Source organism: Pseudomonas zhanjiangensis, assembly GCF_041027545.1.
GTDB classification, from domain to species: Bacteria; Pseudomonadota; Gammaproteobacteria; order Pseudomonadales; family Pseudomonadaceae; genus Aquipseudomonas; species Aquipseudomonas zhanjiangensis.
In genome coordinates, this window is sequence record NZ_JBFTEG010000004.1 from 18,449 (window position 1) to 42,138 (window position 23,690).

Below are 23,690 nucleotides of genomic sequence, written 5' to 3' on the forward strand. Positions count from 1 at the left end.
AACAGCCTCGTGGTCGGAGGGTAAAACGGTCGTATGCAAACGTGCCGGCTGAGCGGCCAGAATCAGGTCAGAGGCGCCAGCGCCAACGGGCCAGGGCCTTGATGATTTTCATCCCGGCTCGGGCGAGCCAGAGTTCGCAGGTAACCACCACGGGGGATCTCTTGGGCGGGGATCGAAGTCCGGCCACACTAGCGCAGGCGCCTGGCCGAATCAACCCGGCAGCCGCGGGATTCAGTGGCTTCAAGGCGCCGCCGCGAGCAGTTGGCGCAGATCGTCCAGCACCCGGGCCGGCCCCTCCTCAGCGATCGGCCGGCCGTGGTTGTAGCCATAACTCAGCGCCACGCAGGGTACCCCCGCGGCCCGGGCCGCCAGCACGTCGTTGCGCGAGTCGCCGATGAACAGCGCCTGCTCGCTGACCACTTCGGCCTGTCCCAGCACATGCAGCAGCGCCGCCGGATCGGGCTTCTGCTGGGGCAGGCTGTCGCCGCCGACAACCCAGCGGAAATAGCCCCCCAGGCCCTTCTCCGCCAGCAGGGGAGCGACGAAGCGCTCGGGCTTGTTGGTGACGACGGCCATCGGCACGGCCTGCTCGCGCAGCCAGTCGAGGGTCGCGGTGACGCCGGGATAGACCCGGGTCAGCCCATGACTCTCGGCGTAGGCATCCATGAACAGCGCCAGCGCCCGCTCCCCCTCGGCTTCGGCGATATGCGCGTGCTCCAGGCTGCCAGCCAGGGCGCGGCGCACCAGCACCCGGGCGCCGTTGCCGACCCAGTCGCGCACCCGCTCGATGCCTGCCGGGGCGCGGCCGAGGGCGAGCAGGGTCTTGTCCACCGCCGCCGCCAGGTCCGGCACCGAGTCCACCAGGGTGCCGTCCAGGTCGAACATCACCAGGCGCGGCAAGCGTCCACCGAACAGCTCGCTCAGCAGGTTCATCCGCGGGCCAGGGCCAGTTCCGCGCGCATGGCGTCGATCACCGCCTTGTAGTCCGGCTGGTTGAAGATCGCCGAGCCGGCGACGAAGGTGTCGGCCCCGGCCGCGGCGATCTCGCGAATGTTCTGCACGTTGACCCCGCCGTCGATCTCCAGGCGAATCTCGCGGCCGCTGGCGTCGATCAGCGCGCGCGCCTCGCGCAGCTTGTCGAGGGTGCCGGGGATGAACTTCTGCCCGCCGAAGCCCGGGTTGACGCTCATCAGCAGGATCATGTCGACCTTGTCCAGCACGTGCTTGAGGCAGTCCAGCGGCGTGGCCGGGTTGAACACCAGGCCGGCCTTGGCGCCGCCCGCCTTGATCAGCTGCAGCGAGCGGTCGATGTGCTCGCTGGCCTCGGGGTGGAAGGTGATGTAGCTGGCGCCCGCCTCGATGAAGTCGCCGATGATGCGGTCGACCGGCTTGACCATCAGGTGCGCGTCGATCGGCGCGGTGATGCCGTACTTGCGCAGCGCCGCGCAGACCATCGGGCCGATGGTCAGGTTGGGCACGTAGTGGTTGTCCATCACGTCGAAGTGGACGATGTCGGCGCCGGCGGCGAGGACCTTGTCCACTTCCTCGCCCAGGCGGGCGAAATCGGCGGAGAGGATCGACGGGGCGATGGCGAAGGGTTGCATGGCGCACCTCAGGGCTTGAGCGGAATGCCGCGCATTGTACCCGAGCGCGACCGGCCACGCCGCCCTGGCTGCGACCGGCCCCGTCACCGATGGCGCACAGCAAAAGACCCGCCGTGGAGGGTCTCTCGGGGCCGAGTGACTCAGGCCAGTTCGTCGAAGCACTCGGCGATGATCGCCAGGCCCTTGTCCAGCTGGGCGTCCGGGGCGGTCAGTGGCACCAGCACGCGCAGGACGTTGCCGTAGGTGCCGCAGGACAGCAGGATCAGGCCCTTGTCGCGCGCCTTGGCCACCACCTGGCCGACCAAGGCGGCGGCCGGCTTGTGCTGGTCGCCGTCCTCGAACAACTCGACCGCGATCAACGCGCCGAGGGCACGCACGTCACCGATCACCTTGTGCTTGCTCTGGATCGCCTTGAGGCCACTGACCAGGCGCTCGCCCACCGCCTGGCAGCGCTCCAGCAGCTGCTCTTCCTCGAACACCTCCATCACCGCCAGGGCCGCCGCGCAGGCGATCGGGCTGCCGGCATAGGTGCCACCGAGGCCGCCGGGGGCGATGGCGTCCATGTACTCGGCCTTGCCGCACACGCCGGCCACCGGGAAGCCACCGGCGATCGACTTGGCGAAGGTGGTCAGGTCCGCGGCCACGCCCATCTGTTCCATGGCGAAGAAGGTGCCGGTACGACCGGCGCCGGTCTGCACTTCGTCGGCGATCAGCAGGATGCCGTGCTGGTCACACAGGGCACGCAGGCGCTGCATAAAGGCCTTGGGCGCGACGTAGAAGCCGCCCTCGCCCTGCACCGGCTCGATGATGATGGCGGCGATGTCGCGCGGCTCGGCATCGTTCTTGAACACCCGCTCGATGCTGGCCATGGCGTCGTCGACGCTGACGCCGTGCAGTTCGCAGGGGTACTGGGCGCGGTAGACGCCGCCCGGCATCAGGCCCATGCCGGCCGAATAGGGCACGACCTTGCCGGTCAGCGACAGGGTCATCATGGTGCGGCCGTGGTAGCCGCCGGTGAAGGCGAGCACCCCGGCGCGTCCGGTGGCGGCGCGGGCGATCTTGATCGAGTTCTCCACCGCCTCGGAGCCGGTGGTGACCAGCAGGGTCTTCTTGGCGAAGTCGCCCGGGACCTTGGCGTTGATCTTCTCGCACAGCTCGACGTAGGGCTCGTAGGCCAGCACCTGGAAGCAGGTGTGGGTCAGCTTGCTCAGCTGCGCTTGCACCGCGGCCACCACCTTGGGGTGCAGGTGACCGGTGTTGAGCACGGCGATGCCGCCGGCGAAGTCGATGAACTCGCGACCCTCGACGTCGATGACGGTGGCGTTCTCGGCCTTGTCGGCGAAGATCGGGTGGATCTGGCCCACGCCGCGCGGGACGGCGGCGGTGCGGCGTTGCATCAGGGATTCGTTGGTCTTGCTCATGCGGTCCTCATCGGGGATACAGGGTGTTCTTGTGGTGAAAGACGCTTCACGGTCTTCCACCCTACGGGCTGCCTTACCCATACGCCGCTCTCACGCAGCATCAGCGAAGCGCAGTAGCGACTACAGGCCCAGGCACAGGTATTTGATCTCCAGGTACTCATCCAGGCCGTACTTGGAGCCTTCGCGGCCCAGGCCGGAGGCCTTCATGCCGCCGAACGGCGCCACTTCGGTGGAAATCACCCCGGTGTTGATGCCGACCATGCCGTACTCCAGCGCCTCGGCCACACGGAACACCCGGCCCAGGTCGCGGGCGTAGAAGTAGGCGGCCAGGCCGAACTCGGTATCGTTGGCCTGGCGGATCACCTCGGCCTCGTCGCTGAAGCGGAACAGCGGCGCCAGCGGGCCGAAGGTTTCCTCGCGGGCCACGGCCATCTCGGCGGTCACCCCGGTGACGATGGTCGGCTCGAAGAAGTTGCCGCCCAGGCTGTTGCCGCCGGCGACCAGGGTCGCGCCCTTGTCCAGGGCGTCGCGCAGATGGCGCTGGACCTTGGCCACGGCGTCGGCATTGATCAGCGGGCCGGTGGTCACCCCAGGCTCCGTGCCGTTGCCGACCTTGAGCCTGGCCACCGCCACCTGCAGCTTCGCGGCGAAGGCGTCGTAGACCCCGTCCTGCACGTACAGGCGGTTGGCGCAGACGCAGGTCTGCCCGGCATTGCGGTACTTGGAGATGATCGCCCCTTCCACTGCCGCATCCAGGTCGGCGTCGTCGAAGACGATGAAGGGCGCGTTGCCGCCCAGTTCCAGCGACAGCTTCTTTAGGGTCGGCGCGCACTGCTGCATCAGTTGGATGCCGACGCCGGTGGAGCCGGTGAACGACAGCTTGCGCACGATGGGGTTCTCGCACAGTTCGCCGCCCACCTCGCGGCTGCTGGCGACGTCGGCCGGCAGCACGCTGAGCAGGCCGGCCGGAATACCCGCGCGCTCGGCCAGGGCGACCAGGGCCAGGGCCGAGAACGGGGTCTGCGGCGCAGGCTTGAGGACCATGGCGCAACCGGCCGCCAGGGCCGGGCCGGCCTTGCGGGTGATCATGGCGCTGGGGAAGTTCCACGGGGTGATGGCGGCGGTGACGCCGACGGCTTCCTTCTGCACCAGGATGCGCTTGTCAGCGGCATGGCCCGGGATCACGTCGCCGTAGGCGCGCTTGGCTTCCTCGGCGAACCACTCGATGAAGGAGGCGGCGTAGCCGATCTCGCCACGGGCCTCGGCCAGGGGCTTGCCCTGCTCGGCGGTCATGATCCGCGCCAGGTCATCCTGGTTGGCCAGGATCAGCTCGTACCAGGCACGCAGCCGCTGCGCCCGCTCTTTGGCGGTCAGCGCCCGCCAGGCCGGCTGGGCCGCCCGGGCCGCCTCGATGGCGCGGCGGGTCTCGCCGCGGCCGAGGTTCGGCACGCAGCCAATCAGCTCGCCGGTGGCCGGGTTCAGTATCTCGGTGCGCGCGCCGCTGTCGGCTTCGCACCACTGGCCGTTGACATAGGCCTGCTGACGCAGCAGGCCGGGATCTTGGAGTTGCAGGGTCATGACACTCTCTTGTGCTGGGAGGTTCAAGTAGGTTGCTGGGTGCGCAGTTTTTCACTGCGCCCGCGCAGCCATTCCAGGGTCAGCAACAGCAGGACGGAAAAGCCGATCAGCAGGGTCGCCGCCGCGGCGATGGTCGGCGACAGGTTCTCGCGGATGCCGCTGAACATCTGCCGCGGCAGGGTGGCCTGCTCGGGGCCGGCGAGGAACAGGGTCACCACCACTTCGTCGAACGAGGTGGCGAAGGCGAACAGCGCGCCGGAGATCACTCCCGGGGCGATCAGCGGCAGGGTCACCCGGCGGAACGCGGTCAGCGGCGTGGCACCCAGGCTGGCGGCGGCGCGCACCAGATTCTGGTTGAAGCCCTGCAGGGTCGCCGACACGGTGATGATGACGAAGGGCACGCCGAGCACCGCATGCACCAGGATCAGCGAGATATAGCTGTTGCCCAGGCCCAGCGGGGCGAAGAACAGGTAGCTGGCCACGCCGACGATCACCACCGGCACCACCATTGGCGAGATCAGCAGGCTCATCACCAGGGCCTTGCCACGGAACTCGCCGCGGGTCAGGCCGATCGAGGCCAGGGTGCCGAGCACCATGGCCAGCACCGTGGCCGCCGGGGCGACGATCAGGCTGTTCTTCAGCGCGCGCATCCAGCTGGCCGACTCGAAGAAGTCCTGGTACCAGCGCAGCGAGAAGTGCTCGATCGGGTAGACCAGGAAGGTCCCGGCGTTAAACGACAGCGGGATGATCACCAGCACCGGCAGGATCAGGAACAGCAGCACCAGCGCACAGAGGGTGCGCAGGCTGTAGTACCAGACGCGCTCGATCGGGGACATGTAAGGACTCAGCATCTTGTCTTTCTCCTGTCAGGCCAGGCGCAGGCGGCTCGCGCCCACCAGCCAGCTGTAGACCACGTAGAGCACCAGGGTGGCGAGCAGCAGTAGGCCGCCGAGGGCCGTGGCCATGCCCCAGTTGATCGAGGTGTTGGTGTAGAACGCGACGAAGTAGCTGACCATCTGGTCGCCCGGGCTGCCGAGCAGGGCCGGGGTGATGTAGTAGCCGATCGACAGGATGAACACCAGCAGGCCACCGGCGCTGACGCCGGCCAGGGTCTGCGGGAAATACACCCGCCAGAAGCTGGCGAAGGGGTGGCAGCCGAGGGAGATCGCCGCGCGCATGTAGGTCGGCGAGATTCCCTTCATCACGCTGTAGATCGGCAGGATCATGAACGGCAGCATGATGTGGACCATGGAGATGTACACGCCGCTGCGGTTGAATACCAGCTGCAGCGGCTTGTCGATGATGCCCAGGCTGAGCAGCGCACCGTTGATCAGGCCGCTCGACTGCAGCAGCACGATCCAGGCCGCCACCCGCACCAGGATCGAGGTCCAGAACGGCAGCAGCACCAGGATCATCAGCAGGTTGCTCTGCCGGGTCGGCAGGTTGGCCAGCAGGTAGGCCAGCGGGTAGGCCAGCACCAGGCAGATGGCGGTGATCACCAGGCCCATCCAGAAGGTACGGGCGAAGATGTCCAGGTAGATGGCCTGGTCCGGCGTGGCCGGGGCCAGTTCGCCGAGGTCGTCGATCCGGTGGTCGACGGCGGCCAGCAGGTAGTAGGGGGTGACCGCGCTGGTATTGCGGCGGATCACCTGCCAGTAGGCCGGGTCGCCCCAGCGCTCGTCGAGGCCTTCGAGGGCGTCCTTGTAGGAAGCGGGTTCGCTCTTGAACGGCAGCGCGCGGCCGGTCCTGGCGATCAGGCTGCGGTAGCCGGCCAGTTCCATGTTCATCCGCTTGGACAGGTCGCCGATGGTCTGCGCGCGGCGCGCCTCGGCCAGGTCCAGGGCCAGGGCCCGATAGGCCGGTTCGGCGGGCAGGCCCTTGCCGTCCCAGGCGGTGATCGCCTCGACGGTGCGCGGCATGGCGCTGACCACCTCGGGGTTGTCCACGCTGCGGTCGAGCAAGGCGACGATGGGAACCAGGAAGACCAGCAGGAGGAACACCAGCAGCGGCAGGATCAGCGCCTGGGACTTCCAGCGGTTGACGCGTTCGGCACGGGCCAGGCGTTGTTTCAGGGTGGGGCCGGCGACCTCGGTCAGGGGCACTGCGATGGCCATAGCGAACTCCGGAAAACGGGGGAAAACATCCCCTCCCCGCTATGGGGAGGGGCCTTGCCAGCGGCTGACTCAGTTGCGCGCGGCCCAGGCGTTGAAGCGCTGCTCCAGTTGCTCGCCGAAGTCAGCCCAGAAGGTCACGTCCATCGCCACCTGGCCGGCGATGTTCTCCGGGGTGGTCGGCATGTCCTTGAGCAGCTTGGGGTCGAGCAGCGCGACGGCCTTCTTGTTGGCCGGACCGTAGGCGATGTTTTCCGAGTAGATCTTCTGCTGCTCGGGGCTGACCGAGAAGGCGATGAATTTCTCCGCGGCTTCCTTGTCCTTGGCCCCGCTCGGGATGGCCCAGGCGTCGAAGTCGTAGATACCGCCGTTCCACACCACCTTGAGGTTGCTCTCGTTCTGCACCGCGGCGATCCGGCCGTTGTAGGCCGAGCTCATCACCACGTCGCCGGAGGCGAGGAACTGCGGCGGCTGCGCGCCGGCTTCCCACCACTGGATGCTCGGCTTGATCTGGTCGAGCTTGGCGAAGGCACGGTCCTGGCCCTCCTTGGTGGCCAGCACGCCATAGACGTCCTTGGCCGGCACGCCATCGGCCATCAGGGCGAATTCCAGGGTGTACTTGGCCCCCTTGCGCAGGCCGCGCTTACCCGGGAATTTCTCGGTATCCCAGAAGTCCGCCCAGCCGCTCGGTGCACTGCTCAGCTTGTCGGCGTTGTAGGCCAACACCGTGGACCAGACGAAGAAGCCGACGCCGCAGGGCTGGATGGCGCCGTCGACGTAGTCGGCGGCATCACCGAACAAGGCCGGGTCGAGCTCCTCGAACATGCCCTCGTCGCAGCCGCGGGACAGTTCCGGCGACTCCACCTCGACCAGGTTCCAGGACACGCTGTTGGTGTCGACCATGGCCTTGACCTTGGCCATTTCGCCGTTGTACTCGCCGGCGATGATCTTGCCGTTGCCACTGGCCTCCCACGGCTGGTAGTAGGCCTTGGTCTGCGCCGCCTTGTTCGCACCGCCGAAGGAAATCACCGTCAGGTCGGCCGCCAGCGCGGGCATGGCGCAGGCCATGGCCAGGGTGAGTGCCGAGAACGAGAGGGTTTTGCTCATTGTTGTTGTCTCCAGTGTGGCTAGGGTTGGTGTCAGGTTTTCAATGACTGTCGAGCAGCGGATCCAGCGCGCGCACATGCTCCACGTGCCAGCCGAGGGGCACCACGTCGCCCACCGCCAGGGCGGGGTCGAGTTCGGCGATCGGCTGTTTCACGAAGAAATCGCTCATGCCGCAGACCTCCAGGCGCACCCGCACGTGGTCGCCGAGGTAGACGAACTCGGCCACGCGCCCGGAGAAGCGGTTGCGGCAGTTCTCGCTGGAGCCGTTCAAACGCACCCGCTCGGGACGTACCGACAGGGTCACCGGCTCGCCGGTACGGCCGACGTTGATCGCCAGGGCCTCGACCTCTTCACCACGGGGTAGTCCGACCAGGCAACGCTCGCCGTTCTGGCTGAGCAGGCGACCACTGAGACGGTTGTTCTCGCCGATGAAGTTGGCGACGAAGGTGTTGCGCGGCGCCTCGTAGAGGGTGCGCGGGTCGGCGATCTGCTGGATCTCGCCCTGGTGGAACACCGCCACCCGGTCGGACATGGTCAGTGCCTCGCCCTGGTCGTGGGTCACGTAGACCACGGTCACGCCCAGGCGCTGGTGCAGGTGCTTGATCTCCATCTGCATGTGTTCGCGCAACTGCTTGTCCAGGGCGCCCAGGGGCTCGTCCATCAGCACCAGCTGCGGCTCGAACACCAGCGCCCGGGCCAGCGCCACCCGCTGCTGCTGGCCACCGGAAAGCTGGCCGGGATAGCGGTTGCGGAAGGCATCGAGCTGGACCATGGACAGGGCGCGCTTGACCCGCTCGCTGCTGTCGGTGCGCGACATCCCGCGCACCGACAGGGGGAAGGCCAGGTTCTCGGCCACCGTCATGTGCGGGAACAAGGCGTAGTTCTGGAACACCATGCCGATGTCGCGCTTGTGCGGTGGCAGCTTGTTCAGTGAGCGGCCGTCGAGGAGGATCTCGCCGGCCGTGGGGGTCTCGAATCCGGCCAGCATCATCAAGCTGGTGGTCTTGCCCGAGCCCGAGGGGCCGAGCAGGGTGAGGAACTCACCCTTGCGGATATCCAGATTGAGATCCTTGACGATCAGCGACTCGCCGTCATAGCTCTTCTGCACGCCGCGGAAGCTCACCAATACATCGTTTGCCTGAGACTCGGACATCACCGCACCCTTGTAGTTGTCTGTACGCCGTTGAGCACAGACTACGAGGGGCGGACAAGCGGCAAAATCGGGCGGGATGACGACCTGTCATCGGAACTTAGGAGAGATCGCTGTAGGGATTGCCCTACAAGGCGTGGGGACATGCCGTGCGGCCGGCGGCGCGTCAGACCAGCTTGTGCTCCATGGCGTAGCGCACCAGGTCGGCCACCGAATGCACGCCGAGCTTCTGCATCAGGCGCGCCTTGTGGGTGCTCACGGTCTTGTTGCTGACCGCCAAGTGCAGGGCGATGTCGTTGACCCCCTCGCCGCGCACCAGGCGCTCGAACACCGAGAACTCGCGCTCCGAGAGCTGGGCATGGGGTGGCCGCGAGTCGGTCAGGCCGACCTCGAAGACCATGCGGTCGGCCAGGTCCGGGTCGATGTAGCGGCCGCCGCCCGCCACCCGGCGGATCGCGGTGATCAGCAGAGCCGGATCGCTGTCCTTGGTCGCATAGCCGGCGGCGCCGACCTTGAGCGCACGGGCGGCCATCTGCGCCTCGTTGTGCATCGACAGCACCAGGATCGCCGGCGCGGCGGCCAGGGCGCGAATCCGCGGGATGGCCTCCAGGCCATTGACCCCGGGCATGCTGATATCCAACAGGATGACGTCGCAGGGAGTACGGCGCAGCCCCTCGAGCAGTTGCTCGCCGTTGCTCGCCTCGCCCACCACCTCGAGGTCGCGGGCCATGCCGATCAGCTGCTTGATGCCCTCGCGGACGATGGTGTGGTCTTCGGCCACCATTACCTTGATCACGCCACTTCCTCCTCACTCACCACCACTCGGACGCACAGCGTAGTGCCCTCGCCCGGCCGGCTGTCAATGCTCAACTGGCCGCCGAGCATGAGCACCCGCTCCTGCATGCCGACCAGACCGAACGACTGCCCCGGCTTGCGCTGCTCGACGGCGAAGCCCTTGCCGTCGTCGCTCACCCACAGGCACAACTCGTCGCCCTCCAGGCTCAGGCGCACCTGCACGCTGTGCGCGCCGGCATGGCGCATGACGTTGGTCAGCGCCTCCTGGAGGATGCGGAACAGGCCGATGGCCTTGCCGTCGCTCAGCTTCGGCACCTGCTCGGGCACCTCGACCAGGCAGGGAATCTGGGTGCGCGCCTCGAAGCGGCGTACCTGCCACTCGATCGCCGAGGCGATGCCGGCATCGAGGATCGGCGGACGCAGCGCGGTGGCGACGTCGCGCACCAGCTGGAACAGCTGGGCGATCAGGCGCTTGATGCTCTGCAGGCGCTGATCCAGTTCCGCCACCTGGCCGGCGCAGGCCAGCTCGCACATGGCGGTCTCCAGCTTGAGCACGGTGAGCACCTGGCCCAGCTCGTCGTGCACCTCGCGGGCGATGCGCGCCTTCTCCTCCTCGCGCACGCTCTCCAGATGCGCCGAAAGCTCGCGCAGGCGGGCCCGCGACTCGCCCAGTTCCAGCTCCACCTGCTTGTTCTCGGTGATGTCCCAGACGATCCCGTCCCACACCACCCGGCCTTCGCCCAGGCGGCGCGCGGTGGCCTTGATATCGGCCCAGCGCAGCTGGCCGTGACGGGTGAGGATGCGCCCCTGCCACTGCCAATCACTGTCGCCGGCCAGGGCGGCGTCCTGGCTCTTGCGGTAGCTGAGCTGGTCGTCCGGATGGACCAGACTGCGGATGCCGCGGTCGGCGCGCTGCAGCTCGGCGGCCGGGTAGCCGACCAGCTCGGCGCTGGCCTCGCTGATGTAGGCGAACACCACCGGTTGCTCGACGGCGGCGCGCTCCAGGCGGAACACCAGGCCGGGGACGTTGCCGGCGATGCCCTTGAGTCGCGCTTCGCTCTCCTGCAAGGCCGCCCGGGCACGGCGGCGCTCGGTGACGTCGCTGAGAAACACCACCAGGTACTCGGCCTGGTCGAAGCGCAGGAAGCTCAGCGACACGTCCACCGGCAGGCTGCCGCCGTCGGCGCGCCGGCAGTCGCTCTCGAAGCCGGGCAGGGCCTGCTCGCCCGCCCGCGCCAACTTCCACAGACTCAACCAGCGGTCCATGCTCAGGCTCGGTTCGAGCGCCTGTAAGGGACGTTCGACCAGGGCGCCGCTGGCATAGCCGAGCATGGCCTCCGCTGCCTGGTTGGCGTAGCGCACATGGCTGTCCCAGTTGACCCAGAGGATGCCCACGGTGCTGTGATCGATGGAGAACTGGGCCAGGCGCAGGGCCTGTTCGGCGGCCTCGCGCCGGCTCAGGGCCAGGCGCGCTTCCAGCAGCTGGCGCTCGAGGCTACGGCGCTGCTGGCGCAGGTGCAGCATGATCGCCACCACCGCCATAACGACCACCAGCAGCATCAGGCTGACACTGCGCCAGAAGGCCAGCGAGTCGCTCACCTGCGGGTACTTCAGGGGCAGCCAGCGCGCCCGCAGCCGCTCGATCTCACCGGCGGGCAACGTCTGCAGGGTCTGCTCGACGATCTGCGCCAGCAGCGGCTGGTCGCGGCGACTGGCGATGCGCAGCAGCTGCGGCAGGCCGATGTCGCCAACGATGCTCAGGGCGGAGAACTGCGGCTCGCGCAACAGCAGACTGAGGCGCGCCTCATCGAGCACCGCATAGCCGACCTCCTGACGCAGCAGGCGCGTGAGTGCCGAACGCTCCGAGGTCACCGGCTGCAGCTGCAGGTTGCCGTAGTTCTTACGCAGGTAATCGAAGGCCGGACTCGACTCGCGCACCGCCAGGACGTCGCTGCGCTCCAGGCGCTCGAGGTCGACCACGCTGGTGTCGCGTCGCTCGCCCACGACCAAATGCGGCACACGCATATAGGGGCCCGAGTAAAGCCACAGGCGCAGGCCGCGAGGCGTCTGCACCAACCCGGGAGCGAGGTCGACCTCGCCGCGGCGCACCGCGCCATCCAGTTCGGCCTGGTCGGCAAAGCGCACCCACACCGGCTCGACCCCCATGCCCTGCAGCAAGCGGCCCATCAACTCGACATTGGCCCCGGACAGGCGTTGCAGGCGCCGGTCATACAACGCCCAGGGCGCCTGCATCAGCAGACCCACGCGCAGCTGCCGGTGGTCCTCGAGCCAGGCGCGCTGGGATGCATCGAAGGAAGGCCTCAACCGCGGCGCGTTTTCCTCGCCCCATACCAGCAATGGCCAGGCCAGGATCACAACGAGGAGGCGCGAGAACACCGGATTCATGGCAGGGGCTACTGAGTCGTGTGCGGCTGATGGGCCGCTACCTTACTCCAGTCCGGGCCATGCAAGGAGCCCATGGCCACTGACCATTGGTCGCAGGGAACGACCTGACAAAGCCCGGCGCAAGCAGTAGGCTCGCCACTCCAGAGCCCTTGCCAGGAGCCCCCATGCGCCACCCCCTAAGCCTCTTGCTGCTTGCCCTGAGCCTGCTGCCGCTCGGCGCGCCGCTACCCGTGGCGGCGTCCGGCGAGGCGGATGCCGCGGGCGAGAACACTGCCGGCACGGACGCTCCGGCCGCTGCCCCCACGCGACCGGCGCAACCGGAGCGCAGCGCGGCCGCCGCCGCGGCCCTGGCCGAGTTCCTGCCGGCTCAGGAGCAACAACAGCTGCAGACCGATGAGGAATCCTTCCTGGCCCTGTGGCTGCCGGCCAACACCGCCCAGGCCCACGGGGTGGTGGTACTGGTGGGCGGTGACGGCGAAACGCCCGACTGGCCAACCAGCCTGGGACCGCTGCGACGCAAGCTACCGGATATCGGCTGGCACAGCCTGGCGCTTGGCCTGCCCGACCCGCTGGACAGCCTGGCACAAGCGCGCCCGCTTGCCAGCACAGATACACCTGGCGAGACACCGGCGACGGACGAGCCCGCCACGCCGGCGGAAGGCGCCGAGGTGGCAGCCGCCACTGCAGAAATGGCGGCGACCGAGCAAGAAGCGCCGACGGATCCCGCCGCGCGGCACGCCCGCCGCATCGACCAGCGCATCGGCGCGGCCCTGGCGCTGGCCCGCCAGCAGCAAGCCAAACGTATCGCTCTGCTCGGCCATGGCAGCGGCGCCTACTGGGCCGCACGTTACCTCGACGAGAACAGCCCCGGCGATGTGCAGTACTTGTTGATGGTCGCCGTGGAGCAGCCGACGGATCTGGTACCAAGCCTGGATGAGGTGCTGGCCAGGCTCGACCTGGCCACCGGCGACTTCTACTACGGCGACCGCCCCGCGGCCCGCGACGCCGCCAAGCGCCGCGCCCAGGCCAGCAGACGCCGGGGCGAAGCGGCCTATAGCCAGGTGGCACTGAAGGCCGTGCCGGGCAACCCGGCGCAGACCCAGGAGCAGTCGTTCCGCAGGCTGCGCGGCTGGCTCGAGCGACAGCTGAAGGCGCACTAACTCGGGCTTCGCCGGCGCCCTAGCGAAAGCCGTGGCGCTCGCGGATCAGGCCATAGGCCTGGTGCAGTTCGCGGGTCTTCTCCGTGGCCTCGCGCACCCGCTCCGCGCTGGCGCCGCTGCCGGCGATCTTGTCTGGATGATGGCGGCTTAGCAGCCGCCGATAGGCGCGCTTGATCTGCATCGGTTCGCTGTCCGCCGCCACTCCGAGCAAACGCAGGGCCTCCCGATAGCTTCCGCCGCCTGCGGCGGCCAGACCGCCCGGTCTGGGTGCGTAGGCGCTGCTGAGCGCCTCCTGGGTGGCGGCTGACACGTTCAGCCACTTGCCCCAGAGCACGATCAGTTCGCGCTCGGGCTGGCTGACCCGGCCGTCGACCCAGGCCATGCGCCAGCAGGCCCTCAACAGCGCTTCGGCCTGCGCCTGCTGCCGGCGCAGGGGCGCGCGCAGGCTGTCGCGGCCCACCTTGCCGCGGGCAAACGCCTCGATCGCCCGCCGCTGCTGCGCCGCATCCAGACCCAGACGCTGCATTTCCGAGCGCGCCTGCTGGATATGCACCTGTTGCACATGGCCATCGCACTTGGCCAGGCGCCCGAGCAGCACGAACAGTAACATCTCGTCAGCCTGCGCCGGCTTGCCACCCAGGCGCTCACGCAGCACCGTCCAGTTATGCAGCCGCCAGCGCCGGTCCAGCACCTGACCGAGCAACCCTCCGAGCAAAGCGCCGGGAATGCTGGCCACCGCAAGACCGGCCACGGCGCCGAGCAATGTCGCCGGCCAGAGCATCTCAGCGCTCCCCGGCGAGCAGTTGCTCGACGTCGGCCAGGCGCTCATGGGTGCCGACGTCGACCCAGCGCCCGGCGAAGCGCTCGCCACTCACCCGGCCGGAAGCCATGGCCCGGCGCAGCAGCGGCGCCAACTTGAACGCCCCGGCCTGGCAGCCATCGAACAGGCGCGGCGACAACACCGCGATACCGCTGTAGGTGAGGCTCGCCTGGCCGTCCAGGGGGTCACCGAGCCGCCCCTGCTGCAGGCAGAAATCGCCCTGTGGGTGATGCGCCGGATTGTCCACCAGCACCAGGTGGGCCAGGCCAGCCAGGGGGCGACGCAGCTCGGCGAAGGGGTAATCGGTGAAGATGTCGCCATTGACCACCAGAAACGGCTGGTCACCCAGCCGGGGCAAGGCGCGGAAGATGCCGCCCCCGGTTTCCAGCGGCTCGCCCTCGGCCGAGTATTGAATGCTCAGACCGAAGCGTGCGCCGTCGCCGAGGTAGTCCTCGATCTGCTGGCCCAGCCAGGCATGGTTGATCAGCAACTCGCGAAACCCCGCCGCGGCCAGCGCGCGCACGTGGTACTCGATCAGCGGCACGCCGGCGGCCCGCACCAGCGGCTTGGGCGTGTGCAGGGTCAGGGGACGCAGCCGCTCGCCCTTGCCGGCGGCCAGGATCATCGCCTTCATGCCGGTACCGCCGCGACTTGCGGCAGGCTGGCGAGCAGCTCGCCCAGCTCGGCCAGTTCCGGGCGGCGGCCCAGCACCGCGTCGATATAGGCGAAGAAGCGCGGCACATCGGCCAGATACCTCGGCTTGCCGTCACGGTGACAGATGCGCGCGAAGATCCCGACCACCTTGAGGTGGCGCTGCACGCCCATCAGGTCGCTGGCGCGCAGGAACGCCTCCAGCTCGCTCTGCACCGGAATGCCGGCGGCCCGGGCCTGGTGCCAGTAGTCCTCGAGCCAGGCGCGTACCCGCGACTCGGGCCAGCTGAGAAAGGCATCCTTGAACAGGCAGGTGACGTCATAGGTGACCGGGCCGTAGACCGCATCCTGAAAGTCCAGCACCCCGGGATTGGGCTCGCTGAGCATCAGGTTGCGCGGCATGTAGTCGCGGTGCACCAGCACCCGGGGCTGGGCCAGGGCGCTGTCGATCAACAGGCCACAGACCCGCTCCCAGGCGGCCAGCTGGGCCGCGCTCAGCTCCATGCCCAGGTGGCGCTGCAGGTACCACTCGGGAAACAGCTGCAGCTCGCGGCGCAGCAGCGCCTGGTCATAGCTCGGCAGCGGCGCGTCCATCGGCAAGCGCTGGAATGCCAGCAATGCCTGCAACGCATCGGCGAACAGCCGATCGGCATTGCCTGCATCGATCACATCCAAGAAGGTCTGCCGGCCGAGATCGCTGAGCAGCAGAAAACCGCGCTCCAGGTCGGCGGCAAGGATCTGCGGCACGTTCACCCCGGCACGCGCCAACAGGCCGGCGACCTTGACGAAAGGCCCGCAGTCCTCCTGCGGAGGCGGCGCATCCATCAGGATCAGGCTGCGCTCGCCGCCTTGCCAGCGGAAATAGCGACGAAAACTGGCATCGCTGCTGGCCGGCGTCAGGGTCGCGGCGGGCACTGCGCCCCAATCGCGCTCGGCAAACAAAACCGGCAATTGCCGGTCGAGCCAATCGCTGAGCTGTTGCAGGCGTAGATCTTGATCAGGCATTGCTAGGGTCTCCGACGGCGCTGGCCGTTGTGCGGGTCATGCTTTATTATCCAGCATCTTTTTCAGCCCATCGAGAGGCGTGCGGCCTCTGGGCCAATGGCGCGCAGGAAGCCCGGAAAAATAAGATGGCAGTAAAATACCCCACGTTTCGCAAAAAATTCCCCCTCCTGGTTACTGGCGGCCTCCTGGCACTTCAGCCCATGGCCGGTCAATTCGCCATCGCCGCCGAGCAGTTCGACTGCCAGGTGGGCCCCTCGGGGGGCTGGGCCTGCGCGTCCAAGGCCAGCAGCGCGGCGCTGCCGGCACGCCCCGTGCACAGCGGCTCGGCCGTCAGTTCGGGCTCCGGCGAGGCCGCCGTGCGGCCAACAGCCGGCGCCACCCTGGTGACCGAGAGCGCGGGCAAAGGCCTGACTTCGCGCAGCGCCGACTACAGCCATCTGGACTGGGTACCCCGCGAGCAGCTCAGCGCGGCCCAACTGGCGGAAACCGGCCCTTACTGCGCCGGCGCCTACGTAGAACCCGAGCGTCCGGGCATGGGCGACAAGACGCCGATGAGCGAAGCACCGCTGTTCGTCTCGGCCAAGGCCTCGCGCTATGAACAGCAGGAGCAGCTCGCCACCCTCGCCGGCGACGTGGTGCTGCGCCAGGCCGGCCTGCAGGTCGAGGCCGACGAGGCCAACCTGTACCAGGCCGAGAGCCGCGGCGAACTGGTCGGGCACGTGCGCCTGCGCGACCAGGGCATGCTGGTGGTCGGTGACCGCGCCGAGCTGCAGCTGGACAATGGCGAGGCCCAGGTCGACAACGCCGAATACGTCCTGCACAAGGGTCACGTGCGCGGCAGCGCGCTCTACGCCAAGCGCGAGGAAACCTCGCTGATCCGCCTCAAGGACGGCACCTACACTCGCTGCGAACCGGGCAGCAACGCCTGGCACCTGAAGGGCAACAACGTCACCCTGAACCCGGTCACCGGCTTCGGCAGCGCGACCAACGTGACGCTGCGGGTCAAGGACATCCCGGTGTTCTATACGCCCTATATCTATTTCCCGATCGACGATCGCCGCCAGTCGGGCTTCCTCGCACCGAGCCTGAGCAGCTCCAGCGACAACGGCCTGACCCTGCAGACGCCCTACTACTTCAACCTGGCGCCAAACTACGACGCCACCCTCTACCCGAGCTACATGGCCGACCGTGGCCTGCTCCTCGAGGGAGAAGGGCGCTACCTGACCAAGTCCAGCGAAGGCCAGATCGGCGCCGCCTACCTGGACGACAGCAACGACGATCGCAAGCTGCAGTCCGAATATGAAGACCAGCGCTGGCTGTACAGCTGGCAGCACAAGGGCGGCCTGGATTCGCGCCTGCTCACCGAAGTCGACTACACCGACATCAGCGACCCCTACTACTTCCAGGACCTGAGCAGCGACCTGGGCATCGGCAGCACCAGCTACGTCAACCAGCGCGGCACCCTGACCTACCGGGGCAACGGCTACAGCGCCAAGCTGAACCTGCATGCCTACGAGCGGGCCAATATCACCGACATCACGCCCTACGATCGTCTGCCGCAGATCACCCTCGATGGCGTACTGCCGTTCCAGCCCGGCGGCCTGAAGCTCAGCTACGGCAGCGAGCTGGTGCGTTTCGACCGCGACCTGCGCAGCGGCTACTTCACCGACGAGAACGGCAATACCGGCACCAACGAACAGCGTTGGTACGACGACCGCCTCAAGGGCCTGGCCCGTGCCGACGGCACCCGCCTGCACCTGGAGCCGGCCGTCAGCCTGCCGCTGAACTGGAGCTGGGGCTTCCTCACGCCCAAGGTCAAGTACCTGCAGACCAACTACGATCTGGACCTCGACCAGCAGGGCAAGGCCAGCCTGCTCGCCGAACAGCAGTTCAGCAGCAGCCAGAGTCGCGGAATCGGCCTGTTCAGTGTCGACAGCGGCCTGTACTTCGACCGCGACAGCCAGTGGTTCGGCAAGGACTACCGGCAGACCCTGGAACCGCGCCTGTTCTATCTCTACGTGCCCGAGGAAGACCAGACCGATATCCCGGTCTTCGACACGGGCGAGAGCAGCTTCAGCTATTCGTCGCTGTTCCGCGAGAATCGCTTCTCCGGCAAGGACCGCATCGGCGACGAGAACAAGCTGTCGCTGGGCCTGACCAACCGCTGGATCGAGAGCAACGGCTTCGAGCGCCAGCGCTTCAGCATCGGCCAGGCCTTCTACTTCGAAGACCGCAAGGTGCAGATGCCGGGCATCGACTACCGCACCCGCAGCGATGCTCAGGCCTCGCAGTCGCCCTACGCGCTGGAGTACCTGTACCGTTTCAACCGCGACTGGCGCCTGTCCTCGGACTTCAACTGGGACCCGGACACCCACCGCACCCGCTCGGGTAGCGCGATGTTCCACTACCAGCCCGAAGACAACCCGAACAAGGTGGTCAACGCCGGCTATCGCTACCGCAACGACAGCGTGCGCTACGACCAGGCCTCCGGTAACTGGGTGGTCGGCGGTGGCGACTATGGCACCCCCGGCAGTGCCAACTACATCAAGGACTACTACAAGATCAGCCAGCACGACTTCTCGGTGATCTGGCCGATCGTGCCGCAGTGGAGCGTCATTTCCCGCTGGCAGTACGATTACGGCCGCAATCGCACCCTGGAGGCGTTCGGCGGCTTCGAGTACGACAGCTGCTGCTGGAAGCTGCGCCTGGTCAATCGCTACTGGATCGACTACGACGAAGTCAGCCTCACCCCGTCGCAAAACGATGAGGCCGACCGCGGCATCTTCCTGCAAATCGTGCTGAAGGGCCTCGGTGGCGTCGTCGGCAACAAGGTAGAGACTTTCCTCGACCAAGGCATTCAAGGTTATCGAGAACGTGAAGATCAAGCTTTCTGATTACGTGCGCCCGCTGCTGCTGGGCGCGCTGTTTCTGGGCGCCGCGGCACAGGCCGAGGTAAAACCACTCAACCGCGTGGTGGCGATCGTCGACAACGACGTGATCATGCAGAGCCAGCTGGACGCGCGCCTGCGCGAGGTGCAGCAAACCATCGCCAAGCGCGGCTCCGCGCTGCCGCCGCAGAATGTGCTCAGCCAGCAGGTGCTCGAACGCCTGATCGTCGAGAACATCCAGCTGCAGATCGGCGAGCGCTCCGGCATCCGCATTACCGACGAAGAACTCAACCAGGCGCTGACCAGCATTGCCCAGCGCAACGGCATGAGCCTCGAGCAGTTCCGCGCGGCGTTGAAGCAGGACGGCCTGTCCTATGCCGATGCACGGGACCAGGTGCGCCGCGAGATGATCATCAGCCGCGTGCGCCAGCGCCGTGTGGCCGAGCGCATCCAGGTCAGCGACCAGGAGGTCCAGAACTTCCTCGCCTCCGACCTGGGCAAACTGCAGCTGTCGGAAGAGTTCCGCCTGGCCAACATCCTCATCCCGCTGCCCGAGGGCGCCTCCCCCGAGGCCATCCAGGCGGCAGACCGCGAAGTGCAGGCGCTGTACCAGAAGCTGCAGCAGGGCGCCGACTTCGCCGAGATGGCGATCGCCCGCTCGGCCAGCGAAACCGCCCTGGAAGGCGGCGAGATGGGCTGGCGCAAGGCGGCCCAGCTGCCGCCGCCGTTCGACGCCATGGTCGGCGCCCTGTCCGTCGGTGAGATCACCGAGCCCATGCGCACCCCTGGCGGCTTCATCATGCTCAAGCTGCTGGACAAGCGGGGCGGTGGCAGCCAGGTACGCGAAGAGGTGAACGTCCGCCATATCCTGATCAAGCCCAGCGAAATTCGCAGCGAAGCCGACAGCAAGCGACTGGCCGAACGCCTCTACCAGCGCATCCAGGCCGGCGAGGATTTCGCCGAACTGGCCAAGAGCTTCTCGGAAGACCCGGGCTCGGCGCTCAATGGCGGCAGCCTCGACTGGATCGACCCGGGCGTGCTGGTGCCGGAGTTCCGCGAGGTGATGGCCAATACCGCCAGTGGCGAAGTGTCCAAGCCGTTCAAGAGCCCCTATGGCTGGCACGTACTGCAGGTCATGGGCCGCCGCGCCACCGACAGCAGCGCCGAGTTCCGCGAACAACAGGCGCTGAACCTGCTGCGCAACCGCAAGTACGACGAAGAGCTGCAGGCCTGGCTGCGTCAGATCCGCGACGAGGCCTACGTCGAAATCAAGCTGTAAGGCAACCGCCTCAACGCCAAAGCCCGGCGCTGCGACTCGTAGCGCCGGGCTTTTCCGTTCAGGGCCGGGGGCAGCGTAAGATGGCGCCCTGCCCTGGTCTCGCTAACCGCCCGCCGGGCCCAACCGAGAATCCGCCCATGACCGCACAACCGCTTTTCGCCCTCACTGCCGGAGAGCCCGCCGGCATCGGCCCGGACCTGTGCCTGCTGCTCGCCCGCCAGGCCCAGCCGTACCCGCTGATCGCCATCGCCAGCCGCGCGCTGCTGGCCGAGCGCGCCCGGCAACTGAGCCTGGATATCCAGCTGATCGACGCGGAGCCAGACCTGTGGCCAAGCGCCCCCGCCCCGGCCGGCAGCCTGTACGTCTGGGATACGCCGCTGGCCGCGCCGGTCGTCAGCGGCCAGCTCGATCCGGCCAACGCCGGCTACGTCCTGGAAACCCTGAAACGCGCCGGCCAGGGCTGCCTCGACGGCCATTTCGCCGGGATGATCACCGCCCCGGTGCACAAGGGCGTGATCAACCAGGCCGGTATCGCGTTCTCCGGGCACACCGAATTTCTCGCCGACCTGACGCACACCGAGCAGGTGGTGATGATGCTCGCCACCCACGGCCTGCGCGTCGCCCTGGTGACCACCCACCTGCCACTCAAGGACGTCGCCACCGCCATCACCGCCGAGCGCCTGGCCCGCGTCACCCGCATCCTCGATCATGACCTACGCAGCAAGTTCGGCATCGCCCGGCCGCGCATCCTGGTCTGCGGCCTCAACCCGCACGCCGGCGAGGGCGGCCACCTCGGCCGCGAGGAGATCGAGGTGATCGAACCGACACTCGAACAGCTGCGCGGCGAAGGCCTCGAGCTGATCGGGCCGCTGCCGGCCGACACCCTGTTCACGCCCAAATACCTCGAGCACTGCGATGCGGTACTGGCCATGTACCACGACCAGGGCCTGCCGGTGCTCAAGTTCAAGGGCTTCGGCGCCGCCGTCAACGTCACCCTGGGCCTGCCGATCATCCGCACCTCGGTGGATCACGGCACCGCCCTGGACCTCGCCGGCAGCGGCAGGATCGACTGCGGCAGCCTGCAAGTGGCGCTGGTGACCGCCTACCAGATGGCGGACAGCCGCCGCTGAAGCAACCCGACCGCCGGCACAGCGGCATTCGGCAGCCAAGTCTTGAGGGCCGAGGCTGCTTCGCTGTTAAACTGGCGTTCTTTGTATTCGCTTTAAGCTTGCGGCTTGAAGCCTGGAGCCGTCAGCATGTCCGACCATTATCAGCACCGCGCGCGCAAGCGTTTCGGCCAGAACTTCCTGCACGACGCCGGGGTCATCCACCGCATCCTGCGCGCCATCCACCCCCGCGAAGGCGAGCACCTGCTGGAAATCGGCCCGGGCCAGGGCGCCCTGACCGAGGGCTTGCTCGACAGCGGCGCACGCCTTGACGTGATTGAGCTCGATCACGACCTGATCCCCATCCTGCAGGCCAAATTCGGCAGCCGAGCACAGTTCCGCCTGAATCAGGGCGATGCCCTGAAGTTCGACTTCAAGCGCCTGGACGCCGCGCCCCACAGCCTGCGGGTGGTGGGCAACCTGCCCTACAACATCTCCACGCCACTGATATTCCACCTGCTGGACAACGCGGCGCTGATCCGCGACATGCACTTCATGCTGCAGAAGGAAGTGGTCGAGCGCCTGGCGGCCGGCCCCGGGGGCGGCGACTGGGGCCGACTGTCGATCATGGTGCAGTACCACTGCCGGGTGGAGCACCTGTTCAATGTCGGTCCCGGCGCGTTCAATCCGCCACCCAAGGTCGACTCGGCCATCGTGCGCCTGGTGCCGCACGAGGTGCTGCCCCACCCGGCCAAGGATCATCGGCTGCTGGAGCAAGTGGTTCGCGAGGCCTTCAACCAGCGACGCAAGACCCTGCGCAACACCCTCAAGGCCCTGCTGCCGGCTGCGGCCATCGAGGCCGCCGGGGTCGACGGCAGCCTGCGCCCCGAACAGCTGGACCTCGCGGCATTCGTCCGCCTGGCCGATCGGCTCGCCGAGCAAGCCAGCGCAACGGCCACCAGCTAGACTGGTTCCTCAGCTTACCGAGTGTGTGTGCATGTCCGATTCTCGCTACCAGGTCGACGTCAGCGTCGCCACCCGCTACCTACCGGAGCAGTCGCAGCCGGAGCAGGACCGCTTCGCCTTCGCCTACACCGTGACCATCGTCAACAACGGCCAGTTGCCGGCCAAGCTGCTCTCGCGGCACTGGTTGATCACCGACGGCAACGGCCGCGTCCAGGAGGTCCGCGGCGCCGGCGTGGTCGGCCAGCAGCCACTGATCGAACCCGGTGCCAGTCACACCTACAGCAGCGGCACCCTCATGGCCACCCAGGTCGGCACCATGCAAGGCAGCTACGAGATGCTGGCCGATGACGGCGAGCACTTCGATGCCGTCATCGCGCCCTTTCGCCTGGCCGTTCCTGGCGCCTTGCACTGATGGCCACCTATGCTGTTGGCGACCTGCAAGGCTGCCTGGCGCCCCTGCAGTGCCTGCTGCGGCGGGTCGCTTTCGACCCGAGCAGGGACCGCCTGTGGCTGGTCGGCGACCTGGTCAACCGAGGACCCGACTCCCTGGGCACCCTGCGCCTGCTCTATGGCATGCGCGATGCGGTGACCTGCGTGCTGGGCAACCATGACCTGCACCTGCTGGCCGTTGCCCACAACATCGAGCGCCTGAAGAAATCCGATACCCTGATGGAGATTCTTCAGGCTCCGGACCGCGACGAGCTGCTCGACTGGCTGCGCCGGCAAAAGCTGCTGCACCATGACGCCGAGCGCGACATCGCCATGGTGCACGCGGGCATCCCACCGCAGTGGTCGCTGGACAAGGCGCTCGGCTACGCTGCCGAGGTCGAGCAAGTACTGCTCGACGACACGCGCCTGCCGCTGTTCCTCGACGGCATGTACGGCAACGAACCGGCTAGGTGGGACGAAAACCTGCACGGCATCCCGCGCCTGCGCGTGATCACCAACTACCTCACCCGCCTGCGCTTTTGCACTGCCGACGGCACGCTCGACCTGAAAAGCAAGGAAGGCCTGGGCAGCGCTCCCCCCGGTTATGCGCCCTGGTTCAGCCACAGTCAGCGCAAGACCCGCGGGCAGAAGATCATTTTCGGCCATTGGGCGGCGCTGCAGGGCCACTGTGAAGAGCCCGGACTGCACGCCCTGGATACCGGCTGCGTGTGGGGCGGCGAAATGACCCTATTGAACATCGACAGTGGCGAGTACCACCGCTGCGACTGCAACGAGGCCCCCGCATGAGCGACTTCCAACGCATTTCCCCCGAACAGGCACAGACACTGCGCACTCGCGGCGCCGTCGTGGTCGATATCCGCGACCCGCAGAGCTTCGCCGCCGGCCATATCAGCGGCTCGCAGCACCTGGACAACCACTCGCTGCATGATTTCATCGCCCGTGCCGACCTCGACCAGCCACTGATCGTCACCTGCTACCATGGCAATTCCAGCCAGGGCGCGGCCGCCTACCTGGTCGGCCAGGGCTTTTCCGAGGTCTACAGCCTGAACGGCGGTTTCGAGCTGTGGCGCACCACCTTCCCGGACGAAACCGCGCAAACGCCGGCCGAATAAAATTTCGATTGGTTGCCAGGCCGCAGCAGGCCTGGCCTGCCAGCCTGCCCTAGTGAGCGGTAATATCCTGTTATCGTTCAC

Annotated in this window: 21 protein-coding genes; 8 read left to right on the forward strand and 13 right to left on the reverse strand. The window is 67.5% G+C overall.

The genetic code is table 11. The annotated features are described in order from the left end of the window. Positions 1-240: 240 nt before the first annotated feature. The 10 genes from AB5S05_RS07095 to AB5S05_RS07140 form a co-directional block, all read right to left on the reverse strand. Positions 241-933 (reverse strand): phosphoglycolate phosphatase, encoded by a 693-nt coding sequence (locus AB5S05_RS07095; protein ID WP_369286803.1) that lies wholly within the window; start codon positions 931-933, stop codon positions 241-243. Further along, positions 930-1,604: a ribulose-phosphate 3-epimerase gene (gene rpe / locus AB5S05_RS07100; RefSeq protein ID WP_369286804.1), complete on the reverse strand. Its 675-nt coding sequence runs from the start codon at positions 1,602-1,604 to the stop codon at positions 930-932. The genes AB5S05_RS07095 and rpe overlap by 4 nt, the downstream gene beginning before the upstream one ends. A 140-nt stretch (positions 1,605-1,744) precedes the next feature. After that, the gene (gabT, locus tag AB5S05_RS07105) at positions 1,745-3,025 is read right to left on the reverse strand and encodes a 4-aminobutyrate--2-oxoglutarate transaminase (protein WP_369286805.1); all 1,281 of its coding nucleotides are present in this window, start codon (positions 3,023-3,025) and stop codon (positions 1,745-1,747) included. A 120-nt stretch (positions 3,026-3,145) separates the two neighbouring features. After that, complete coding sequence (gene gabD / locus AB5S05_RS07110; protein WP_369287025.1) at positions 3,146-4,597, reverse strand: NADP-dependent succinate-semialdehyde dehydrogenase; 1,452 nt, start codon at positions 4,595-4,597, stop codon at positions 3,146-3,148. A gap of 29 nt (positions 4,598-4,626) precedes the next feature. After that, entirely contained in the window at positions 4,627-5,454 is an 828-nt protein-coding gene (locus AB5S05_RS07115) for an ABC transporter permease (RefSeq protein ID WP_369286806.1), read from the reverse strand. Between the two features lie 15 nt (positions 5,455-5,469). Then, positions 5,470-6,717: an ABC transporter permease gene (locus tag AB5S05_RS07120; protein WP_369286807.1), complete on the reverse strand. Its 1,248-nt coding sequence runs from the start codon at positions 6,715-6,717 to the stop codon at positions 5,470-5,472. Positions 6,718-6,786: 69 nt separating this feature from the next. After that, positions 6,787-7,821, reverse strand: a complete 1,035-nt coding sequence (locus AB5S05_RS07125; protein WP_369286808.1) for an ABC transporter substrate-binding protein — start codon at positions 7,819-7,821, stop codon at positions 6,787-6,789. 40 nt (positions 7,822-7,861) lie between these two features. Beyond that, entirely contained in the window at positions 7,862-8,974 is a 1,113-nt protein-coding gene (locus AB5S05_RS07130) for an ABC transporter ATP-binding protein (protein WP_369286809.1), read from the reverse strand. A 163-nt stretch (positions 8,975-9,137) separates the two neighbouring features. Next, the gene (locus AB5S05_RS07135) at positions 9,138-9,755 is read right to left on the reverse strand and encodes a response regulator (RefSeq protein ID WP_369287026.1); all 618 of its coding nucleotides are present in this window, start codon (positions 9,753-9,755) and stop codon (positions 9,138-9,140) included. 8 nt (positions 9,756-9,763) lie between these two features. Beyond that, the gene (locus AB5S05_RS07140; RefSeq protein ID WP_369286810.1) at positions 9,764-12,172 is read right to left on the reverse strand and encodes a PAS domain-containing sensor histidine kinase; all 2,409 of its coding nucleotides are present in this window, start codon (positions 12,170-12,172) and stop codon (positions 9,764-9,766) included. Between the two features lie 164 nt (positions 12,173-12,336). Between AB5S05_RS07140 and AB5S05_RS07145 the strand changes: the two genes are divergently transcribed. Further along, a complete protein-coding gene (locus AB5S05_RS07145) occupies positions 12,337-13,332 on the forward strand; it encodes a DUF3530 family protein (RefSeq protein WP_369286811.1) in 996 nt (331 codons plus the stop codon). A gap of 19 nt (positions 13,333-13,351) precedes the next feature. On the opposite strand, the gene AB5S05_RS07150 is transcribed toward AB5S05_RS07145, so the two are convergent. The 3 genes from AB5S05_RS07150 to AB5S05_RS07160 are packed head-to-tail and all read right to left on the reverse strand — an operon-like array spanning position 13,352 to position 15,808. Then, on the reverse strand, positions 13,352-14,113 hold the full coding sequence (locus AB5S05_RS07150) for a TerB family tellurite resistance protein (protein ID WP_369286812.1): 762 nt from the start codon (positions 14,111-14,113) through the stop codon (positions 13,352-13,354). Between the two features lies 1 nt (position 14,114). Then, a complete protein-coding gene (gene murU / locus AB5S05_RS07155) occupies positions 14,115-14,786 on the reverse strand; it encodes an N-acetylmuramate alpha-1-phosphate uridylyltransferase MurU (protein WP_369286813.1) in 672 nt (223 codons plus the stop codon). Continuing rightward, positions 14,783-15,808, reverse strand: a complete 1,026-nt coding sequence (locus AB5S05_RS07160) for an aminoglycoside phosphotransferase family protein (RefSeq protein WP_369286814.1) — start codon at positions 15,806-15,808, stop codon at positions 14,783-14,785. The genes murU and AB5S05_RS07160 overlap by 4 nt, the downstream gene beginning before the upstream one ends. A 125-nt stretch (positions 15,809-15,933) precedes the next feature. On the opposite strand from AB5S05_RS07160, the gene AB5S05_RS07165 reads away from it, so the two are divergent. The 7 genes from AB5S05_RS07165 to glpE all read left to right on the forward strand — a co-directional run bounded on the left by AB5S05_RS07165 (position 15,934) and on the right by glpE (position 23,609). Continuing rightward, entirely contained in the window at positions 15,934-18,702 is a 2,769-nt protein-coding gene (locus tag AB5S05_RS07165) for an LPS-assembly protein LptD (RefSeq protein WP_369286815.1), read from the forward strand. Then, positions 18,683-19,975, forward strand: a complete 1,293-nt coding sequence (locus AB5S05_RS07170; RefSeq protein WP_369286816.1) for a peptidylprolyl isomerase — start codon at positions 18,683-18,685, stop codon at positions 19,973-19,975. Before AB5S05_RS07165 ends, AB5S05_RS07170 begins: the two co-directional genes overlap by 20 nt. A 137-nt stretch (positions 19,976-20,112) precedes the next feature. After that, positions 20,113-21,105: a 4-hydroxythreonine-4-phosphate dehydrogenase PdxA gene (gene pdxA, locus AB5S05_RS07175; protein ID WP_369286817.1), complete on the forward strand. Its 993-nt coding sequence runs from the start codon at positions 20,113-20,115 to the stop codon at positions 21,103-21,105. Between the two features lie 126 nt (positions 21,106-21,231). After that, positions 21,232-22,047, forward strand: a complete 816-nt coding sequence (rsmA, locus tag AB5S05_RS07180; protein WP_369286818.1) for a 16S rRNA (adenine(1518)-N(6)/adenine(1519)-N(6))-dimethyltransferase RsmA — start codon at positions 21,232-21,234, stop codon at positions 22,045-22,047. A gap of 31 nt (positions 22,048-22,078) precedes the next feature. Next, positions 22,079-22,459, forward strand: coding sequence for a Co2+/Mg2+ efflux facilitator ApaG/CorD (apaG, locus tag AB5S05_RS07185; protein ID WP_369286819.1), 381 nt, complete (start codon positions 22,079-22,081; stop codon positions 22,457-22,459). Next, on the forward strand, positions 22,459-23,283 hold the full coding sequence (locus tag AB5S05_RS07190) for a symmetrical bis(5'-nucleosyl)-tetraphosphatase (protein WP_369286820.1): 825 nt from the start codon (positions 22,459-22,461) through the stop codon (positions 23,281-23,283). The genes apaG and AB5S05_RS07190 overlap by 1 nt, the downstream gene beginning before the upstream one ends. Continuing rightward, a complete protein-coding gene (gene glpE, locus AB5S05_RS07195) occupies positions 23,280-23,609 on the forward strand; it encodes a thiosulfate sulfurtransferase GlpE (protein ID WP_369286821.1) in 330 nt (109 codons plus the stop codon). Before AB5S05_RS07190 ends, glpE begins: the two co-directional genes overlap by 4 nt. Positions 23,610-23,690: the final 81 nt, after the last annotated feature.

What these genes read in the sequence shown, in the direction of transcription:
- AB5S05_RS07095 (WP_369286803.1), bottom strand. Translation starts at nt 933, where the DNA reads ATGAACCTGCTGAGCGAGCTGTTCGGTGGACGCTTGCCGCGCCTGGTG.
- rpe (WP_369286804.1), bottom strand. Translation starts at nt 1,604, where the DNA reads ATGCAACCCTTCGCCATCGCCCCGTCGATCCTCTCCGCCGATTTCGCC.
- gabT (WP_369286805.1), bottom strand. Translation starts at nt 3,025, where the DNA reads ATGAGCAAGACCAACGAATCCCTGATGCAACGCCGCACCGCCGCCGTC.
- AB5S05_RS07115 (WP_369286806.1), bottom strand. Translation starts at nt 5,454, where the DNA reads ATGCTGAGTCCTTACATGTCCCCGATCGAGCGCGTCTGGTACTACAGC.
- AB5S05_RS07120 (WP_369286807.1), bottom strand. Translation starts at nt 6,717, where the DNA reads ATGGCCATCGCAGTGCCCCTGACCGAGGTCGCCGGCCCCACCCTGAAA.
- AB5S05_RS07125 (WP_369286808.1), bottom strand. Translation starts at nt 7,821, where the DNA reads ATGAGCAAAACCCTCTCGTTCTCGGCACTCACCCTGGCCATGGCCTGC.
- AB5S05_RS07130 (WP_369286809.1), bottom strand. Translation starts at nt 8,974, where the DNA reads ATGTCCGAGTCTCAGGCAAACGATGTATTGGTGAGCTTCCGCGGCGTG.
- AB5S05_RS07135 (WP_369287026.1), bottom strand. Translation starts at nt 9,755, where the DNA reads ATGGTGGCCGAAGACCACACCATCGTCCGCGAGGGCATCAAGCAGCTG.
- AB5S05_RS07140 (WP_369286810.1), bottom strand. Translation starts at nt 12,172, where the DNA reads ATGAATCCGGTGTTCTCGCGCCTCCTCGTTGTGATCCTGGCCTGGCCA.
- AB5S05_RS07145 (WP_369286811.1), top strand. Translation starts at nt 12,337, where the DNA reads ATGCGCCACCCCCTAAGCCTCTTGCTGCTTGCCCTGAGCCTGCTGCCG.
- AB5S05_RS07150 (WP_369286812.1), bottom strand. Translation starts at nt 14,113, where the DNA reads ATGCTCTGGCCGGCGACATTGCTCGGCGCCGTGGCCGGTCTTGCGGTG.
- murU (WP_369286813.1), bottom strand. Translation starts at nt 14,786, where the DNA reads ATGAAGGCGATGATCCTGGCCGCCGGCAAGGGCGAGCGGCTGCGTCCC.
- AB5S05_RS07160 (WP_369286814.1), bottom strand. Translation starts at nt 15,808, where the DNA reads ATGCCTGATCAAGATCTACGCCTGCAACAGCTCAGCGATTGGCTCGAC.
- AB5S05_RS07165 (WP_369286815.1), top strand. Translation starts at nt 15,934, where the DNA reads ATGGCAGTAAAATACCCCACGTTTCGCAAAAAATTCCCCCTCCTGGTT.
- pdxA (WP_369286817.1), top strand. Translation starts at nt 20,113, where the DNA reads ATGACCGCACAACCGCTTTTCGCCCTCACTGCCGGAGAGCCCGCCGGC.
- rsmA (WP_369286818.1), top strand. Translation starts at nt 21,232, where the DNA reads ATGTCCGACCATTATCAGCACCGCGCGCGCAAGCGTTTCGGCCAGAAC.
- apaG (WP_369286819.1), top strand. Translation starts at nt 22,079, where the DNA reads ATGTCCGATTCTCGCTACCAGGTCGACGTCAGCGTCGCCACCCGCTAC.
- AB5S05_RS07190 (WP_369286820.1), top strand. Translation starts at nt 22,459, where the DNA reads ATGGCCACCTATGCTGTTGGCGACCTGCAAGGCTGCCTGGCGCCCCTG.
- glpE (WP_369286821.1), top strand. Translation starts at nt 23,280, where the DNA reads ATGAGCGACTTCCAACGCATTTCCCCCGAACAGGCACAGACACTGCGC.